The following is an 18,299-nucleotide window of genomic DNA, read 5'->3' on the forward strand; positions in this document are numbered from 1 at the left end:
GTCGCGCAGGCACGGCTCGCGCCGCTGCGGTCGCACGACGCCACCCACGGGACAGCGCTCCTCGCGACGGTCCACACGTGGCTCGCCCACGATGCGCGCATCGACGAGGCGGCGCAAGCCCTCGGCATCCATCGCCACACCGTGCGCGCCCGGATCGCGCAGGCCCAGCAGCTGCTCGGCGTGGACCTGTCGTCCTTCCCCGCCCGCGCCGAGCTGTGGGCCGCGCTCGTCGCCGCCGGCTGACGCGTGCCGCGCGCAGCATCCACGCCCGCATGTGCTCGACTTGCCGCGTTCTGCCGGATCCACGGCCTTGAACCGACCAATCGCGGCAAGTCGCCGGCGGAGGCGCGCACGAGTTGCCGCGACTGGTCGCTACCCCGAGCGAGAGACGATCAATCGCGGCAAGTCGCTGAGCGCATGCCAACCGCCGCGGCCCTCTCGCGTTCTCAGTCGACGAGCGCTCCGTGCGCGAGTCGTGCCACGACACCCGTGAGCATGTCGAGGCCCGCGACGAGGTCGTCGTCTTTCGTGTCCTCCGCCTCATTGTGGGAGATGCCCTCGACGGAGGGGACGAAGAGCATGACGGTGGGGACCTTCTCTTTCATGTTGACGGAGTCGTGGCCGGCGACCGTGAAGATCTCCTGGTTCGAGTACCCCAGCTCGCCGACCACCGAGCGGGCGAGGTCGACGCCGGCGGGCTGGTACGGGTTGATGCCCCACTCGTGCGACAGTCGACGCGAGACCCGCACGCCGGCCGTCTGTTCGATCGCGGCGAACTGCTCTTCCAGGTAACGGTTCGCCTCGGCGAGCACACCCTCGTCGGAGCAGCGCAGGTCGAGCAGCAGCGTGACTTGCGAGGCGACGACGACCGGCGAGTTCGGGTAGACGTCGAGCTTCCCGATCGCGGTGTGCAGCACGCCGGGGAACCGGTCGGCGAGCTGGCGGGCGAAGACGACGAGCAGGGCCGCGCCGTAGAGGGCATCCTGCCGGTCCTCCATCACGGTCGCGCCGGAGTGCGCCTGCGCGCCCTCGACGGTGACGACGTACTTGCTCGCAGCCCAGGTGGCGGTGACGAGCCCGATGGTGTTTCCCGCGTTTTCGAGGATGCGGCCCTGCTCGATGTGGATCTCGGCGCACGAGACCGGGGTCGGCCCGTCGCCGCCACCGAGGAACCCAGCCTTGCCGAGCACGTCGCCGACGCTGATGCCCCACGGGTCGGTCGTCGCGAGCGCCTCGTCAAGACCGAGGACGCCCGTGAACACCGACGAACCCATCATGGAGGGCACGAAGCGCGAGCCCTCCTCGTTGAACCAGTTGACGACGACGATGTTGTAGCGCGGCTTCTCATCCTCGGATGCCGAACCCGACCCCCAACGCTCGGCGAGCTCGAACGCGGCGTGGGCGGCGGCGAGCACCCCGTAGGCGCCGTCGAACTTGCCCGCGGTGGGCTGGGAGTCGAGGTGCGAGCCGACGAACACGTACGGTGCGCCGGGTACCAGCTCGAGCAGCCCGAACTGGTTGCCGATGCGGTCGTACTCGACGCGCAGCCCGTGCTGTTCCAGTAAGCCTGCGAACCAGCGCCGCTGGGCGATGTCGGCGTCGCTGCCGGCCTGCCGGTCGACACCGCCGCGGCCGGTGGCGCCGAAGGTGCCCAGCGTGGTGAAGTCGGCGAGGAACGCTTCCGCGCGTGCGGGGGAGATTTTCGGGGTCGCGGTCATGACACGTTCTCCTTCTTGTTGGATTCCTGTTGCCACCAGGCGACGAGGTTCGCGCCGGGCAATCGCTCGTAGTCAGCGAGCGATGCGACGGACAGGAAGCCGATGTGCGGGGTGGCGATGACCCGCGGATGGTTCAGTAGGGGATCGTCGGATGCCGGCGGGTCGGCGTCGAAGACGTCGAGCCCGGCGGCGGCGATCGTGCCGTCGTCGAGGGCTTCCACCAGCGCCGCGGAATCGATGACCGGTCCGCGGCCGGTGTTGACGATCACAGTGCCCGGCCGCATGGCGGTAAACGCCGCGGGACCGATGGCGCCGCGGGTGACATCGGTGAGCGGGGCGTGCACGCTCAACAGATCAGTACTCACGAACAGCTCGCTCTCGGACACCAGTTCCACGCCGGGCACGGCAGCCGCATACGGGTCGTATGCGATGACCCTGGCCACGACCGGGGCCGCGAGCGCGGCGAGCCGCTGCGCGATCTTCCCGAAGCCGTACAGTCCGAGGGTCAGCTGCGAGAACCGGCGTGGCCGCGCGGTGAACTCCTCGGTCCAGCCGCCCGAGCGGGCGACGGCGTGCGCGTCGAGCAGCCGCCGCTCAGCCGCGAGCAGCAAAGTGAGCGCGTGCACGGCGACCTCTTCGGTCGAGGGTGCTCCGATGGAGATGACCCGGATGCCGCGTGCCGCTGCATCGTCGGCGTCGACCATGTCGACGCCGACGGAACACGTCGCGACGGCGCCGAGCTGCGGCAGCTGGTCGAAGAACCCGGCATCCAACCGCGTGTATCCGACGATGGCGGCACGCGCCCCGCGCAAACCCTTGGGAATGACGGGGTCGAGGTCGATCCGGCAGCGGGCGACGTCGAAGCCGCCCTCGCGCAGCGCCTGCTCGGAGGCGGAGAGGTCGAGGTCGGTCTCGTCGACGATGATCGCGAGCGGACGGGTCATGCGAGGCGCTCCAGGTGGGTCGGGGCGAAGAGGGCGAGGGTCGCATCCACGACCACGACATTCGGTTCGCCGCTCGCAATGCCGGCAGCGATCGCCTCGCCGACGCCGTCAGGACCGACGTGTCGGGCGGCGATGCCGAAGCTGCCCGCGAGGGCCGCGAAGTCGGGACGGGCGAGCTCGGTTGCGGTACTGCGCCCGAAGGCCGCCATGAGGTACTCGCGGAGCACGCCATAGCCGCCGTCGTCGACGATGAGCCAGGTGACCGGTAGGCGGTGCTGGGTGAGGGTCGCCAGTTCGCTGATGCCGTACATTGCCCCGCCGTCGCCGTTCACGGCGAGGGTCGGCCGGCCCGTCGCGAAGGCGGAGCCCATCGCGGCGCCGAGGGCCCAGCCGAGGCCGCCCGACTGCGCGCACTCGTATCCGCCGCCGCGGGCGTCCCACGCCGACCACGACCAGTAGCCGAGGATCGTCATGTCGAAGAATGTCGCAACGTCGTCGGGCACCGCGGTGCGGAGGTCGTCGAGCAGCCGGCGCTCGGCGGCGAGGTTCTGCCCCGCCAGGCGGTCCTCGACGGTCTGCAATACCGCCGCGATCCGCTCGCGGGCGGATGCCGTGGTATCCGCACTGCTGCCCGAATCGCCGCCCGGCAGCAGATAGGCGAGCGCATCCAGCGCCTCTTTCGCGTCGGCGTGTACGCCGATGACGGGATAGTTGGCACCGAGCACGGCGGCATCGGCGTCGAGCTGCACAATGGTGCCGCGTGGAGCCGTCGTGGCGTAGTTCGTGGTCAGCTCGCCGAGTCCCGTGCCGACGGCAAGCAGCACGTCGGCCGATTCCAGCAGCTCGGTGGTCGCGATGTCCTCGATCCACCCGGCCGCCGAGAGCGGATGCGTGAACGGGAACGCCGACCGGCCACCGAAGGTCGTCACGACCGGCGCACCGAGGGCTTCTGCGACGCGGACGAGTTCGTCCCCGGCATCCGCTCGTACCACGCCACCGCCCGCGTAGATCACGGGCCGCTGCGCCGCACCGAGCAGCGCCGCGACCTCATCGAGCACCGGCAGCGGTGGGGTGGTGATCGCCCGCGCCGTTGCCCGCGGGACAGGGCCGCCGGCGGGTCGTTCGAGCACGTCGCTGGGGATCTCGACGTACACCGGCCCCATCGGGACGGATGCCGCCAGTGCCCACGCCTCGGCTATGACCGAGGGGATCTGCTCGGGAGAGCGCACCGACCAGCGATCCTTGACGAGCGCGCCGTAGTGACCGGCCTGGTCGGCGAGCTCGTGAAGGTACCCGTGCCGGTGGCCGCCGATGCCGCGCGCGGGAACCTGCGCGGCGATGACGAGCACGGGGCTGGATGCGTCGTGCGCCTCTTGCACGGCCGACAGCACCGCGAGGGTTCCCGGACCGGCCGACAGCAGCAGCGGCATGGGCGTGCGGGTCGACCGGCCGGCGCCGTCGGCGGCGAACCCGGCGTTGTGCTCGATCCGGGCGCCGAGGAACGTGATCTCGCTCTGCCCCAGCGCGTCGAACAGCGACAGCGCGTGCTGCCCGGGAAGCCCGACCGCTCGGGTGCAGCCGAGGTCTTCGAGCGTGCGGACGACGAGCTGGGCGCCGGTCAGAAAGGTCTCACCAGTCACGCTGCAGCTCCATCGTCGAGCAGTGGATGCCGCCGCCGTTCTTGTTGATCTCGCGGTAGTCGACGGGGACCACCTCGACGTCGTGCTTGTTCGCGAGGATGTCGGCCATGCGGGGCAGGTGCGCGGGGAAGAGCACCTTGCGGCGGTCGAGCGTGAGCAGGTTGCAGGCCCAGTCCTCTCCCGAAGGCACGTCGACGGTCTCGATGCCCAGCTCCCACAGCCGCGACAGCAGGTCGTAGGGGGCGATCGCGGAGTTCACGACCGCGAGGTCGTCGTCGATCATCGCCATGCACAGGTCGAGGTGAATCTGGTAGCCCGGCATCTGGAAACGCTCGCAGCGGATGCCGCGCTCTTCCAGGATGCGGGCGAGCTGCCGGTATCCTTCGGGGTTGCAGCGCACCGACGTGCCGAAGAAGGCCAGTTCGGGGCGCACCTTGACGAAGCTGCCACCCTCGGCCAGGCCCGTACCGGTGATGGTCGCGAGGATCGGCAAACCCGCCGCCGCCACCGTCTGGGTGATCGACTGCTCCTCGCCGCGGCGCATGCGCGGCGCGAGCCGCAGGATGATTGCACCACCCGGCACCGTCACGAGCGGGTCGCGCGTGAACACGCCCTTGGAGAAGCGATCGTCGTCGGGCGCGTACACGACCTCGACGTCGTTGTCCCGCAGCGCCTGGACGAGTGCGTCGTGCTGCGCGTGCGCGAGGTCGAGGTCTGGCAGTTCGTGTCCCGCCCAGTACCAACGGTGCTGTGGGTCGAGGTAGGCGCCGAGCTCCGGAGTCCAGGCAGACTCGCCGAGCCGGGCGACTTCTTCGAGGGCACGCGACGGGCGACGCACCATGACCGAACGCACCCGGCCGACCTCGTCGGCCGCTCCCCACTTGCGACCCCAGGTACCGACCAGTTCCGAATCCGACTCGAACGGCGGCTGGGCCTCGGGGCCGAGGATATGGTGGAACCGCCCCTCACTCATCTCGAGAGTCGGGTCGTCTGCAATGACATCAGTCATGATCAGTCCTTTCTTGCGCGAACTGCGCGTCGTTTCAATGAGCAGGCTTCGGTGAGAAGGGCTTCGGCCAGCAGGCTTCGGCGAACAGAGGGAGTGTGGGGATGCGGCCATTGCCGGTAGAACCGCGCACGGAGCGTGCCGCGATCGGGTCGCGACTGCGGGCGGTGCGGCAGGCACGGTCGCTGACGATCGAGCAACTCGCCGACCTCGTACAGCTGACGAAGAGCCATCTGAGTCGCATCGAACGCGACCTCGTGTCGCCGAGCGTGTCGACGCTGGTCACGATCTGCGATGTGCTGAGCATCGAGGTCGGAGAGCTCTTCCGCGCGAGCGACGTCAAGGTCGTCCGGCGAGACGAGGCACCCCAGATCAATCTCGGCGGCGAGGGCGTGCACGAGGTACTGCTGAGCCCGCGACTGGAGCCGCGGATTCAGGTGCTCCGCTCGCGCGTGGACCCCGGCGTCATCGCGTCCGGCGGCAACGATCTTTACACCGTCAGCGCCCAACTCGACGTGTTGCACGTTATCTCTGGCCGCATCGCCGTACGGTTCGCCGACGCTGAGCACGAACTCGACGCCGGCGATACGCTCACCCTCGACGGGCGGGAGCCGCACTCCTGGCGCAGCCTCGACGACAACGGCGCCGAACTGCTCTGGGTGCTGCTCCCGCCCGCCTGACGGGACGGCGTCCGTCACGATCACGCGCCTACCCGCTTGAGGAACTGACGCGTGCGCTCGTGCTGCGGCGCGCCGATGACCTGCTTCGCCGGCCCCTCTTCGACGATGAACCCATCGGCCATGAAGACGACACGGTCACACACGTCGCGAGCAAAGGCGATCTCGTGGGTGACCACGATCATCGTCATGCCCTCCTCGGCGAGCGAACGCATGACCTGCAGCACTTCACCGACGAGTTCGGGGTCGAGCGCCGAGGTCGGCTCGTCGAACAGCATGACCTTGGGCTTCATCGCGAGCGCACGGGCGATCGCGACGCGCTGTTGCTGGCCACCGGACAGCTGCGAGGGATAGTTGTTGATGCGGTCTCCGAGTCCGACACGCTCCAGTAGCTCGATGGCTTCTGCCCTCACTTCAGCCTTGGGGCGTTTGCGCACTCGGAGCGGGGCCTCCGAGACATTCTCGAGCGCCGTCATGTGCGGGAAGAGGTTGAAGCGCTGAAACACCATGCCGATGTCCTTGCGCCGCTCCGCGACTTCGTTCGGCCGCAGCTCCCACAGCCGACCCTTGTGTTCCCGGTAGCCCACGAGCACTCCGCCGACGCGGATCTCTCCGGCATCCACTTCTTCGAGGTGGTTGATGCAGCGCAGCAAAGTCGACTTACCTGAGCCGCTGGGCCCGAGTAGGCCCACCACCTCGCCAGCGTTGACGGTGAGCGAGACCCCCTTGAGGATCAGGTTCTGACCGAACGACTTCTCGATGTCTGTCAGGGTGACAAGCGGTTCAGACATTCGTCTCGCCTCCTCGGGGCGTCGCGGTCGGCCGCATCCTTACGAACAGTTTCAGGAAGCCGGGCAGACCGGCAGCCTGGGTACCGGACGGGTCGAAGCGCCGCTCGAGCCACCATTGGAACGCCGTCGCCACGGTCGTGAGCGCCAGGTACCAGATCGAGGCGACGATGAGCATCTCCATGCGGGAGAAGTCGGCCGCACCGATCTGCTGCGCGCGGGTGAGCAGGTCGCCCGCCCCGATCACCGCGACCAACGAGGTCTCCTTCAGGAGCGTCACCGTCTCGTTGCCAAGGGGCGGCAGGATCGCCCGCATCGCCTGCGGCAGCACGATGCGGCCCATGATCTGTGCCTGCTTCATCCCGAGGGCCTGCGACGCCTCGACCTGACCTTTGTCGACAGATTGGATGCCGCCGCGCACGATCTCGGAGACGTACGCGCACTCGTTGAGGGTCAGACCCAGGATCGCTGCGAGCAGCGGGCTGATGAGGCTGTTGGTGTCCGCCTGAAACCCGAACAGGCCGATCGTCGGGAAGAACAGCGCCAGGTTGAACCAGATGAGGATCTGCACCAGGATCGGGGTGCCGCGGAAGATCCAGACGAACAGGCCGCTCGTGTAGCGCAGCACCGGGTTGTTCGACAGCCGCATGATCGCGACGACGACACCGCCGATGACGCCGAGGATCATGCTCACGATCGTGAGCACGATCGTCATGCCGACGCCCTGCAGGATCGGCTCGGCGAACAGCCGCGCACCGATGATCTCCCAGCGGATCGTGCTCTGCGTCGCCACGTCATAGACGAGCTTCGCGGCGAGGATGATCACGAGGGTGACGGCGATCCACTGCCCGTAGTGCCGCACCGGGACGACCCGCGGGCGAACGGTGCTCACGCCCGCCGGCGGATAGGAAATGGGGGTCGTCATTGCGCGGTGGCCCCGTTGATGGTCGCGGTCTCGACGGCGCCCGAGCCGAGATCCCACTTGTCGAGGATCGCGGCGTAGCTGCCGTCGTCGATCAGCGACTGCAGCGCGGTCTGGAACGCCGTCTGAAGGTCAGCGCTCCCCTTCTTGAAGACGTAGCCGAGCAGGCTGGGCTCGATCGTCTCGCTGTTGGCGACCTCGAAGACGCTTCCGCCGCCGACCTGCTTGGCGTTGTATCGACCAACTGGCTCCTGGGCGAGGGATGCCTGCGCGCGGCCGCTCTGCACCTGCAAGAGCGCGTCGGTGTCGCTCGGCTGACTCAGCACGTCGACCGGGCTGCTGGCGCAGGCTCCCGAATTGAGGTCATTGAGCATCGACTCTTGGGCCGAGTCGCGCAGCACCGCGACGGTCAGACCGCAGAGGTCATCGAGCGTCGAAAGGCCGTCGGTCTCACCCGCGAGGGTGATGATCGCCTGCCCCGCGAGGAAGTAGTCGACGAAGTCGTAGTTCGTCTGGCGCTCGGCCGTGTCGCTGACGGCCGCCACGACGACGTCGTAACGCCCCGCATCGAGCGAGGGCAGCAGGGTGTCGAAGGCGACGTTCTCGAGCTTGTAGTCGATGCCGAGACGAGCAACGACGGCATTGAGCAGATCGATGTCGAAGCCGATGACGGTGCTCCCGTCGGTGTCGAGGAACTCGTACGGCGGGTAGTACGCCTCGGTGCCAACCGTGACCGACCCGGCCGATTGGACGTCGGCGGGCAACAGGCCGAAGAACTCGCCTGAGGCGGTGGGGGTGGTCGTGTCGGCGGTCGGGCCTGCCGAGCCGGCGCACGCGGTGAGGGTGATGGCGAGGGCGCCTGCGGCGACCCCCGCAAGAATGCGACGCGAGATCATGGTGTCTCCATTCCGGGCGAAAGCCCGCTGTTCGATGGTGAGTGCGAGGTGGAGCGGGGTGGTGCGGAGTGAAACAAATGTTGTTTGTGTAACAACATTCGGAGACTAGCAAACAACTTCCACACCCCGAGGCTGGGAAACAGAACGTTTACATTTCGGAAACGTGCGGCTCAGTGCTGGCCGAGCGCGATCATCGCCGTCGCGGCGTCGCGAGGGATCGTCACATCGAGACCGGTAAGCTCGGCAAAGCGCGCGAGTCGGTTCAGCACCGTATTGCGGTGGCAGAACAGGCGTTGCGCCGTCTGCTGCACACTGCCCGTCAAGAAGTACTCCCGCAGGGTCTCAACGATCCGGTCGCGTTCGTGAGGAGTGCAGACCCCCAGCGGATCGTCGAGAACGGGACGCAGATCGACATCCTGGTCGATGAGCGCCCGTCGCGCCAGCAACGGGATGCTGTGCTCCAGCTCGACGATCCGCTGCTGCAATGCGTCGGTCGCGTCGAGCACACCGAGGAGCGTACGGGCGGTCCTCGGCACAGCGGAGAGCCCGCGCACGCCACGGGCTCTCGCTGCACGGATCGCTTCGAGCGGTAGCGGGCTGTCGGCCGTAGACGACGGCCAAAAGACAGCCATCGCTCCGCTGAAACGATGCGTGAAGACACGCGCCGCGCGGGCCATCGTCACCAGTTCACCGAGAAGCCGGTCCTGAGAATCGGCCTGGTCGGCGACGATAACGGTGAACTGGTCGTCCACCTCGCACCCGAGCTGGAACGCTACGGTGCGGGTGAGTGCGTCGTGCGGGTGCGGGGTGGCGAACAGACGACCGATCGTCGCCTGCCGCAGATTCGTCTCATGCTGCGCGATGCGCGACATCTCGCTGCCGTAGGCAGACATGACGGCGGCGGTGCACTGGTCGACGATGCGCCAGGTGATCTCCACGTGCGCGGTGAGCACGACGGCATCCCGGGGGCCGCACATCTCCAAGAGCGCTCCCCAGATCACACCGAAGTCGAGCTGCAGCGCGATTGCGAACAGGTCGCCGAGCGGGTCGCTGCGGCCGAGCAGGCTGCGGTGGTCAAACCGAAAGCGCAACGCAACTTCACCGACCCGCAGTCTCGGATCATGAAGACCTCGGACGGGTCGTTCCACCAGTGTTACAACGGGCAGGCCATGGTCGATGAGGACCATCAGGTGATCGTCGCCGCTTCGGTCACCGACAACGCTTCCGATGTCGGCAACCTGATCCCGATGACCGAGCAGACCGTCACGAACACCGATCGGGCCCCGAAACAGGTCACCGCTGATGCGGGGTACTGCTCCGACGATAACCTCGCTCAGGCGGCCGAGGTCACCGCCGCCACCGGAACGGAGTTCTTCATCGCGACCGGCCGGCACAAGCACGACGCCCTGATCCCAGACAGTCCCCGGGGACGGATCCCGGCGGGCGCTACGCGTCGCGAGCGGATGGCCCGGAAGCTGAGAACGAACAAGGGCCGCACCGCTTACGCCAGGCGGAAGGTGATCGTCGAGCCGGTGTTCGGGCAGATGAGCACCCTGCAAAACGGTAAACACCTCCTTCTCCGGGGGCTGGAGGGCGCGAGAGGCGAGTGGCTGCTGCTGGCCGCGTGCCATAACCTGCGCAAGCTCCACGGCAAGATCGGGATCGACGGGCTCGGATCACTCGCAACGAGGTGATCAAACAGCCCGGGAGGAGGGCATCCACCCCCTCACGACCCCAACGAGCACCAGAGAACGCCTCATAGTGGCCAACACGCGACCGCGACCGGCATCACCACGACCGGCCACCGCGCCGATCCCAGCGCGCCCACACCCGAATACCGACCCGCGCTCCTAGCACGGCGATCCGTTTCTCCGCTCGCCGGCTGGGAGGAGAATGATCGCGATGGCACTGAGCTTCGAGGAGTACCTCGGAAAGCACCCAATGCCCGAGGCTGATCGGGCCGAAATCGACGCGCACAAGCGGAGGATGCTCGCTGAGGTGCGCGCGTACTTGCTGCGTGAACTGTTCCGGCGGTGACGGAGCCGCGGGTGCGCCCGGCAGCAGCCTGACGGCGAGCACGCCCCAGCAAGCCGTAACCCTCAAGCGACCGACTTGCCGCGTTCTGCCGCATCCACGGCCTTGAAACGACCAATCGCGGCAAGTCGCTGACCGGGGCACGCGCGACTTGCCATGATTTGTCGCTACCACGGGCCCGATACGACCAGTCGCGGCAAGTCGCTGAGCGCGGGCCAATCTGCGAGCACTCACGACCGTCAGTGCTGCGTCAGGATGCCGAGAGTGCGCGCCGATACGCGACGGTCGCACGCACGAGGGGGAGAGTCAGGTCGAGCACCTGCTCCGGGGTGAGGCCGGGAGCCGGGTCGTCGGCGCGCGGGACCGCTGCGGTGGCCGCGGCGATCCGTCTGTCCTCCCGGTGCGTCAGCCGCCAGTCCTTCGAGGTGACACGCAGGACGTCGGCGAGGTCGACGCGGGCCACCTCATCTGCCGAGTCCAGCAGATCGAGCGCCGCATCGAGCCACCGTTCATCGCCGGCATCCGCATCCTCCGCGGCATCCGTCACGTCCGCGAACAGCGCCATGTGGGCTTCCCACCGGACGGGATAGTCCAGTTCCTCCGGGTCGTAGGCGAACTGGGCCCCGCGCTTCACGTACGAGACGGCACGGTCGTAGTCCGAGGCCCACACGCGGACCGCCTTCGCGATCAGGTTCGAGGAGGCCTCGAAGTGCGGGCGATTCAACGGCCTGGGCGGGACGCCAAACGTGCGCAGGGACTGAAGCCTCTGCCACGGATCGGTCGACGACACGTTGCTACTGTACGGGTCCGGCCTCATCGCGGGCGAGCATGCCGACGAAATCGCCGTCGATGATGAGCCGCTACCGGCCTACACGTGATCATCGTCCCTGTCGAGCTCACCGTGCAACGTGTCCGCGAGCGCGTGCGCCGAGGAGGGCATTCGGCGCCAGAAGAGAAGATCCGACAGAGGTACGACCGACTGTGGGATCACGTCGCGGAGGCGATCCCGATCGCAGATGTGACCGAGGTGCTCGACAACAGCCGCGCCGGCACCCCGTTCCGCCTCTGCGCCTCTTTCGAGCGGGGCGCGCTCATCGGATCCCCGAGTTGGCCGGCTTGGACGCCCCCTGCCCTCCTTGCGGCGGCGGGCCACTGACGGCGGGGCGGTTGGGTCAGGGCGTTTCGACTCGGCCCTGCGGGCCTCGCGGGGCGGGCGGGGTGGCGCGCCCGACGCGTTGCTACCGTGCGGTCTCGGGCTCATCGCGGGCGAGGATGTCGACGAAGTCACCGTTGATGAAGAGTCGCTCCCGGCCCACCCGGATGTCGCGCAGCACGCCGGCATCGACAAGCTCGTTCAACCACTTCGTCGCCGTCGGGCGTGACACCTCACAACGCTCGATCACGTTGCCGATCCGACAGTACGGCTGCTCGAAGAGCACATCCAGAAGGTCGGAGTTCGACCCGGTGCTGGTGTGGCGAACATGCTCCCGCACGGATGCCTGCAAGCTCTGGATCCCGTCGATCTTTATCAGTGTGGCGCGCGCAGTCGCAGCCACGGCAGCCAGCATGAAGAGGATCCACTTCTCCCACGCCTCGTTGCGCGTGACATCCAGCAGCAGACGGTAGTAGTCATCCTTGTGGGCGATGATGTAGCGCGAGAGGTAGAGGATGGGTGACTGCAGCAACCCTGCGTCGACCATCAGCAGGATGTTGAGGATGCGGCCGGTACGACCGTTACCGTCGGCGAACGGATGGATCGCGTCGAACTGGTAGTGAGCGACGGCCATTCGCACGAGGGGGTCGAGCGGCGCCGAATCGTGAATGAAATCAGCCCAGTTCGACAGCTTGTCGCGGATGTTCAGCTCACCTTCCGGTGGCGTGTAGATCGCGCGACGGTTCGCCGGGTTGGCGATGATGGTGCCGGGCAGGTTGCGCACTTTCATCTCCCTGCCCTGCACAGTCGAACACACCTCGATCGCCGTCGTCACCGTGAGTGGACGCCGTCGCAGACTCTCAAGACCTGCGAACAACGCAGCACGGTACCGCAGAGTCTCCTTCGTGGCAGGGCTGGCAAGTTCGGAGTGGTCCTGTGCAAATCGGAACAGTTCATCCGTCGTTGTGACGATGTTCTCGATCTCGGAACTGGCCTGGGCTTCGAGAAGAGGCATCGCATTGAGAAGGACGGCCGGGTTGGGCATGCGGCGTGCCGCCTGATCGAGGGCAGCCACGGCGGCACGAGCATCGATCGCCGCCTTCAGGACCGCGCGCGTCTCGATCGGCCCAGTCGGCGGAAGCACCGGAAGGTCGTTGTAGGGCTGGTCAGCACGCCACGGCATATGCAAAACCTACTCGCACATCCCGAAAACATGTAAAAAATCAGACAGATTCTTTGCATGTCATCGAAGTCTGCGCCTCCCTTCAGTTTGGAGTCAGCGCACGCGCGCTCGACTTGCCGCGTTTTGTCGGATCCGCGGCCTCGTAGCGACAGATCGCGGCAGGTCGATTGGCGGGGCTCGCTCGACTTGCCATGATTGGTCGCTACCGCGGGGGCGAGACGACAAATCACGGCAAGTCCATGGCCGAGGCTCACCGGGGCGCGCGGGCAGGTTGGGGCGTTTCGACTCGGCCCTGCGGGCCTCGCTCAACGATCGGATGCCGGGGCCAACGGGCGGGGGCCAAGCGGCGCCCGCCGCACGGACTCAGTCGCGAGGGGCGTGGGCCTCGAGGAACTCGTACAGGTCGGTCGTGTCGACGCCGGGGAACGAGCCCGTCGGCAGGGTCGCGAGCAGTGTCCGCGGGGTCCGCACGTTCGGCCAGGCCTGATCGCGCCACTGGCTCTCCAGCTCCGCCGGCGCGCGGCGGCAGCACACCTCGACGGCGTGGCGCGACACACCGCGGTTGGTCGTCTCGCGACCGACGAACCACTTCGTGTCGTCGAAGCGCACTCCCACCGACACCGAGTGCGCCCCCTCGCTCGACCCCTCCACGCGCGCCGTGCACCAGAAGGTGCCGTTGCCCGTGTCGGTGTACTGGTAGTACGGGTTGAACTTGTCGGGGATGTCGAACACGACCCGGCTCGTCCACCGCCGGCAGCACAGCTGCCCCTCGATCGACCCCAGCCGGTCGGACGGGAAGTTCACGTCGTCGTTCTCGTACGCCTTCGTAATCGTGCCCGACTCGTGCACCTTGAGAAAGTGCACGCGGATGCCGAGGTGCCGCGTCGCGAGATTGGTGAAGCGGTGCGCCGCGGTCTCGTACGTCACCGAATACGCGTCGCGGAGGTCCTCGATCGACAGCGCCCGCCGCGCCTTCGCCTCCTGCAGCACCGGCACGGCATGGTCCTCGGGAATCAACAGCGCGCCCGTGAGGTAGTTGGTCTCGACCCGCTGCCGCAGAAACTCGGCATACGAGCGCGGCTCACTGTGCCCCAGGATGCGGCTCGCGAGCGCCTGCAGCACCGCCGTGCGCGAATCGCCCTTGGCCGGCACCGTGCTCGACAGATACAGCCGGCCGTTGCGGAGGTCGGCGACCGAACGGGTGGATGCCGGCAAGTCCGCCACGTAGTGGAGTGAGAACCCCAGGTGGGCGGCGATATCGCTCGCCGTGCGCTGGGTCAGCGGGCCCCCGGGATGGTCGACGGCGCGCAGGATGCCGCGGGCGTGCTCCTCGAGGTCGGCGAAGTAGTTGTCCTCCCGGCGCATGAGATGGCGCAGCTCGACGTTCGCGCGGCGTGCCTCTTCGGGCGTCGCGGAACGCTCGTCGCCGAGGCGCTCGATCTCGCCCTGCAGCGCGAGCATCGCCCGCAACGCCTCATCGGGCACGGCCTTGCCGATGCGGAACGGCTCGATGCCCAGCGCCCGGAACGTCTGCCCCTTCATCGCCCGTTCCAGGGCGATCTCGAGCGTCGCCCGCTCGTCGAGCGTCTCCGCCTCGAGCAACTGATCCACCGTCGCCCCGAGAACCTTCGCGATCGCGTGCAGCAGCGACAGCCGCGGTTCGCGCTTGCCCGTCTCGATCATCGACAGCTGGCTCGGCGCGCGCTCCACCGCCGCCGCCAGTTCGTCGAGCGTCATGCCTCGACCGGTCCGCAGCTGCCGGATGCGGCGCCCGATCGTGAGCGCATCGGCATCCGCGCCATCGTCCAGAGGACCCGCATCCGCGCCCACGGAACCTGCCAGCGAGTGAACATCGACGTTCGTCATGTCCGGGATCATGTCACAGAAAGTGAAGATCCACGAAACTTCACATGCGATTTGGTTATCTCTGGCTCGAATCTTCACTCAGAGTGGAACCACGGCCCGCACAGACGGGTCGAACACACGAGACAGAAGGAGAGGGGCCATGACTCCCACCGCCACGGGCACCGCGCCCATCACGATCACGGGCACGATGCGCCCGCGCTACGACGAGATCCTCGCTCCCGAGGCCCTCGCCTTCGTCGCCGGGCTCCACGCGCGCTTCGCCGGCCGCCGCCACGACCGCCTCGCCGACCGCATGCGTCGCCGCTTCGAGATCGGCAACGGCCACGACCCGCAGTTCCGCTCCGACACGGCGCACATCCGCGAGGATGCCGACTGGAGAGTCGCCGGGGCGGGCCCGGGCCTCGAGGACCGCCGCGTCGAGATCACCGGGCCGACCGACCCGAAGATGACCATCAACGCCCTGAACTCCGGCGCGCGGGTCTGGCTCGCGGACCAGGAGGACGCCACGAGCCCCACCTGGCGCAACGTCGTCGAGGGCCAGCTGTCACTGTTCGACGCGATCCGCGGGCAGCTCAGCTACACCTCCCCCGAAGGGAAGGAGTACCGCGTCACCGCCGAGCGCACCCCGACGATCGTGATGCGCCCCCGCGGCTGGCACCTGACCGAGAAGCACATCACGGTCACCGACCGCACCGGACGGCAGCTGGCGGCATCCGGCTCGCTCGTGGACTTCGGGCTGTACTTCTTCCACAACGCGAAGCGGCTGATCGAGAACGGCGTCGGCCCCTACTTCTACCTGCCGAAGATCGAGTCGGCCGAAGAGGCCAAGCTCTGGGACGACGTGTTCACCTTCAGCGAGGACTACGTCGGCATCCCGCACGGCACGATCCGCGCGACCGTGCTCATCGAGACGCTGCCTGCGGCGTTCGAGATGGAGGAGATCCTCTTCGAGCTGCGCGACCACATCGCGGGCCTCAACGCCGGCCGATGGGACTACATCTTCTCGATGATCAAGAACTACCGGGGTCGCGGCGCCCGGTTCGTGCTGCCCGACCGCAGCCAGGTCACGATGACGGTGCCGTTCATGCGCGCCTACACCGAACTGCTGGTTGCGACGTGCCACCGCCGCGGTGCGTTCGCGATCGGCGGCATGAGCGCCTTCATCCCCAACCGACGCGACCCCGAGGTGACGGCGCAGGCGTTCGAGAAGGTCTCGGCCGACAAGAAGCGCGAGGCCGGCGACGGGTTCGACGGCACGTGGGTGGCCCACCCCGACCTCATCCCGGTGGCGCAGGCGGAGTTCGACGCCGTGCTCGGCGAGAGGCCCAACCAGGTCGATCGCCAGCGCCCCGAGGTGCACGTGACGGCATCCCAGCTCATCGACGTGCACATCGGCCGCCCGATCACGGCGGCGGGGGTCCACGCGAACGTGTCGGTGGCGATCCGCTACCTCGAGGCGTGGCTGCGGGGCCTGGGGGCCGTGGCGATCGACAACCTCATGGAGGATGCCGCGACCGCCGAGATCAGCCGCAGCCAGGTGTGGCAGTGGATCCACCAGGACCGCGCCACCGACGACGGCACACGGATCACCCGCGACTACATCGAGGGGCTGATCGCCCAGGTGCTCGACGAGGTCACCCGCAGCGACGGCGACCGGTTCGACGACGCGGCCGCGATCTTCGGCGAGGTGGCCCTGGGCGACGACTTCCCGGCGTTTCTGACGCTCTCGGCATACGCGAACTACCTCCACGACGCCGACTGAGTCGGCATCCGCCCCCTCCATCCGCAAGCAATCCGCAAACAATCCGCAAGCACTCAGAACAAGGACGTGACATGACTGCCTACGAAAACGACATCCGCTCCGTCGCTACGCTCAAGGAGCGAGGCGGCTCCGCCTGGGACGCGATCGACCCCGAGTACGTCGCCCGCATGCGGGCGCAGAACCGGTTCCGCACCGGCCTCGAGATCGCCCAGTACACCGCCGACATCATGCGCCGCGACATGGCCGAGTACGACGCCGACTCGTCGCTGTATACCCAATCGCTGGGCGTCTGGCACGGCTTCATCGGCCAGCAGAAGCTCATCTCGATCAAGAAGCACCTCAAGTCGACGAACAAGCGCTACCTGTACCTGTCGGGGTGGATGGTCGCCGCCCTCCGGTCGGAGTTCGGGCCGCTGCCCGATCAGTCGATGCACGAGAAGACGGCGGTCCCGGCGCTCATCGAGGAGCTGTACACGTTCCTGCGCCAGGCCGACGCCCGCGAGCTCGACCTGCTGTTCACGAAGCTCGACGCCGCACGGCTGGCGGGAGACGAGACGGCGGTCGAGTTCATCCAGTCGCAGATCGACAACTACGAGACCCACGTCGTGCCGATCATCGCCGACATCGACGCCGGCTTCGGCAACCCCGAGGCCACATACCTGCTCGCCAAGAAGATGATCGAGGCCGGCGCCTGCGCCATCCAGATCGAGAACCAGGTCTCGGACGAGAAGCAGTGCGGCCACCAGGACGGCAAGGTGACGGTGCCCCACGAGGACTTCATCGCCAAGCTGAACGCGGTGCGCTACGCGTTCCTCGAGCTCGGGATCGACAACGGCGTGATCGTCGCGCGCACCGACTCGCTCGGCGCCGGCCTCACCCAGAAGCTCGCCGTCTCGCACGAGCCCGGCGACCTGGGCGATCAGTACAACGCGTTCCTGGATGCCGAGGAGGTCACCGCGGATCGACTGGGCAACGGCGACGTCGTCATCACGCGGGGCGGAAAGCTGATGCGCCCGAAGCGGCTGCCCAGCAACCTGTACCAGTTCCGTCCCGGAACCGGCGAGGCCCGCTGCGTGCTCGACTGCGTGACGGCGTTGCGAGGCGGTGCCGATCTGCTGTGGATCGAGACCGAGAAGCCGCACATCGCGCAGATCGCCGGAATGGTCGACGAGATCCGCAAAGAGATCCCGAACGCGAAGCTCGTCTACAACAACAGTCCGTCGTTCAACTGGACGCTGAACTTCCGCCAGCAGGCCTACGACGCGCTCGTCGCGCAGGGCGCGGACGTCTCGGCATACGACCGCGCCGACCTGATGAACGTCGCGTACGACGACACCGAGCTGGCGCGGCTGGCCGACGAGAAGATCCGCTCGTTCCAAAAGGACGGGTCGGCCCGCGCCGGCATCTTCCACCACCTCATCACCCTGCCGACCTACCACACGGCGGCGCTGTCGACGGATGACCTGGCCAAGGGCTATTTCGGCGACGAGGGGATGCTGGCCTACGTCCGCGGCGTGCAGCGGCGCGAGATCCGCGAGGGGATCGCTACCGTCAAGCACCAGAACATGGCCGGCAGCGACATCGGTGACAACCACAAGGAGTACTTCGCCGGGGATGCCGCCCTCAAGGCCGGTGGCAAGGACAACACGATGAACCAGTTCGGCTGATCAGGCGCCGACACGACGGGATGCCGCGGGCTCAGGCTCGCGG

General features: G+C 67.7%; 18 protein-coding genes. 7 read left to right on the forward strand and 11 right to left on the reverse strand.

What is annotated here, in order from left to right; translation table 11 throughout:
- Positions 1 to 243 (forward strand): helix-turn-helix domain-containing protein (locus WBP48_RS17845; RefSeq protein ID WP_424442091.1); only part of this gene is annotated, 243 nt, incomplete at its 5' end.
- Positions 244 to 446: 203 nt separating this feature from the next.
- Here WBP48_RS17845 and WBP48_RS17850 read toward each other — a convergent pair.
- From WBP48_RS17850 to WBP48_RS17865, 4 genes are read right to left on the reverse strand one after another with little or no spacing between them, the layout of a single operon-like run.
- Positions 447 to 1,718 carry a M20 family metallo-hydrolase gene (locus tag WBP48_RS17850; RefSeq protein WP_424442093.1) on the reverse strand — a complete coding sequence of 424 codons (1,272 nt, stop codon included), beginning with the start codon at positions 1,716 to 1,718 and terminating at the stop codon, positions 447 to 449.
- Positions 1,715 to 2,662, reverse strand: a complete 948-nt coding sequence (locus WBP48_RS17855) for an NAD(P)-dependent oxidoreductase (RefSeq protein WP_424442095.1) — start codon at positions 2,660 to 2,662, stop codon at positions 1,715 to 1,717. Before WBP48_RS17855 ends, WBP48_RS17850 begins: the two co-directional genes overlap by 4 nt.
- The gene (locus WBP48_RS17860) at positions 2,659 to 4,302 is read right to left on the reverse strand and encodes a thiamine pyrophosphate-binding protein (protein ID WP_424442097.1); all 1,644 of its coding nucleotides are present in this window, start codon (positions 4,300 to 4,302) and stop codon (positions 2,659 to 2,661) included. Before WBP48_RS17860 ends, WBP48_RS17855 begins: the two co-directional genes overlap by 4 nt.
- Positions 4,292 to 5,311, reverse strand: a complete 1,020-nt coding sequence (locus WBP48_RS17865) for a dimethylarginine dimethylaminohydrolase family protein (protein WP_424442099.1) — start codon at positions 5,309 to 5,311, stop codon at positions 4,292 to 4,294. The genes WBP48_RS17860 and WBP48_RS17865 overlap by 11 nt, the downstream gene beginning before the upstream one ends.
- 101 nt (positions 5,312 to 5,412) lie before the next feature.
- On the opposite strand from WBP48_RS17865, the gene WBP48_RS17870 reads away from it, so the two are divergent.
- Positions 5,413 to 5,988 (forward strand): helix-turn-helix domain-containing protein, encoded by a 576-nt coding sequence (locus tag WBP48_RS17870; RefSeq protein ID WP_424442101.1) that lies wholly within the window; start codon positions 5,413 to 5,415, stop codon positions 5,986 to 5,988.
- Positions 5,989 to 6,008: 20 nt separating this feature from the next.
- Here the strand turns inward: WBP48_RS17870 and WBP48_RS17875 are convergent, their stop codons facing one another.
- The 4 genes from WBP48_RS17875 to WBP48_RS17890 all read right to left on the reverse strand — a co-directional run bounded on the left by WBP48_RS17875 (position 6,009) and on the right by WBP48_RS17890 (position 9,097).
- Entirely contained in the window at positions 6,009 to 6,776 is a 768-nt protein-coding gene (locus WBP48_RS17875; RefSeq protein WP_424442102.1) for an amino acid ABC transporter ATP-binding protein, read from the reverse strand.
- Positions 6,769 to 7,665: an amino acid ABC transporter permease gene (locus WBP48_RS17880; protein WP_424442103.1), complete on the reverse strand. Its 897-nt coding sequence runs from the start codon at positions 7,663 to 7,665 to the stop codon at positions 6,769 to 6,771. The genes WBP48_RS17875 and WBP48_RS17880 overlap by 8 nt, the downstream gene beginning before the upstream one ends.
- A gap of 29 nt (positions 7,666 to 7,694) precedes the next feature.
- On the reverse strand, positions 7,695 to 8,591 hold the full coding sequence (locus tag WBP48_RS17885; protein ID WP_424442105.1) for an ABC transporter substrate-binding protein: 897 nt from the start codon (positions 8,589 to 8,591) through the stop codon (positions 7,695 to 7,697).
- A gap of 170 nt (positions 8,592 to 8,761) precedes the next feature.
- Complete coding sequence (locus tag WBP48_RS17890) at positions 8,762 to 9,097, reverse strand: helix-turn-helix domain-containing protein (RefSeq protein ID WP_424442107.1); 336 nt, start codon at positions 9,095 to 9,097, stop codon at positions 8,762 to 8,764.
- A gap of 141 nt (positions 9,098 to 9,238) precedes the next feature.
- On the opposite strand from WBP48_RS17890, the gene WBP48_RS17895 reads away from it, so the two are divergent.
- Entirely contained in the window at positions 9,239 to 10,285 is a 1,047-nt protein-coding gene (locus tag WBP48_RS17895) for a transposase (RefSeq protein WP_424442108.1), read from the forward strand.
- A gap of 208 nt (positions 10,286 to 10,493) precedes the next feature.
- Positions 10,494 to 10,628, forward strand: a complete 135-nt coding sequence (locus WBP48_RS17900) for a hypothetical protein (RefSeq protein WP_424442109.1) — start codon at positions 10,494 to 10,496, stop codon at positions 10,626 to 10,628.
- Positions 10,629 to 10,875: 247 nt separating this feature from the next.
- On the opposite strand, the gene WBP48_RS17905 is transcribed toward WBP48_RS17900, so the two are convergent.
- A complete protein-coding gene (locus WBP48_RS17905) occupies positions 10,876 to 11,295 on the reverse strand; it encodes a hypothetical protein (protein ID WP_424442110.1) in 420 nt (139 codons plus the stop codon).
- A 204-nt stretch (positions 11,296 to 11,499) separates the two neighbouring features.
- On the opposite strand from WBP48_RS17905, the gene WBP48_RS17910 reads away from it, so the two are divergent.
- Positions 11,500 to 11,781, forward strand: a complete 282-nt coding sequence (locus WBP48_RS17910) for a hypothetical protein (protein WP_424442111.1) — start codon at positions 11,500 to 11,502, stop codon at positions 11,779 to 11,781.
- Positions 11,782 to 11,863: 82 nt separating this feature from the next.
- On the opposite strand, the gene WBP48_RS17915 is transcribed toward WBP48_RS17910, so the two are convergent.
- Together WBP48_RS17915 and WBP48_RS17920 are read right to left on the reverse strand one after the other, a co-directional pair.
- Positions 11,864 to 12,961, reverse strand: coding sequence for a Fic family protein (locus WBP48_RS17915; protein ID WP_424442112.1), 1,098 nt, complete (start codon positions 12,959 to 12,961; stop codon positions 11,864 to 11,866).
- Between the two features lie 363 nt (positions 12,962 to 13,324).
- Positions 13,325 to 14,827: a helix-turn-helix domain-containing protein gene (locus WBP48_RS17920; protein ID WP_424442113.1), complete on the reverse strand. Its 1,503-nt coding sequence runs from the start codon at positions 14,825 to 14,827 to the stop codon at positions 13,325 to 13,327.
- Positions 14,828 to 14,966: 139 nt separating this feature from the next.
- On the opposite strand from WBP48_RS17920, the gene aceB reads away from it, so the two are divergent.
- Both aceB and WBP48_RS17930 read left to right on the forward strand, forming a co-directional pair.
- Positions 14,967 to 16,589: a malate synthase A gene (aceB, locus tag WBP48_RS17925; RefSeq protein WP_424442115.1), complete on the forward strand. Its 1,623-nt coding sequence runs from the start codon at positions 14,967 to 14,969 to the stop codon at positions 16,587 to 16,589.
- Positions 16,590 to 16,660: 71 nt separating this feature from the next.
- Positions 16,661 to 18,256, forward strand: coding sequence for an isocitrate lyase (locus tag WBP48_RS17930; RefSeq protein ID WP_424442116.1), 1,596 nt, complete (start codon positions 16,661 to 16,663; stop codon positions 18,254 to 18,256).
- The last annotated feature ends 43 nt before the right edge of the window (positions 18,257 to 18,299 follow it).

The organism is Microbacterium sp. (assembly GCF_049661145.1).
In the GTDB taxonomy this organism is placed as follows: Bacteria; Actinomycetota; Actinomycetes; order Actinomycetales; family Microbacteriaceae; genus Microbacterium.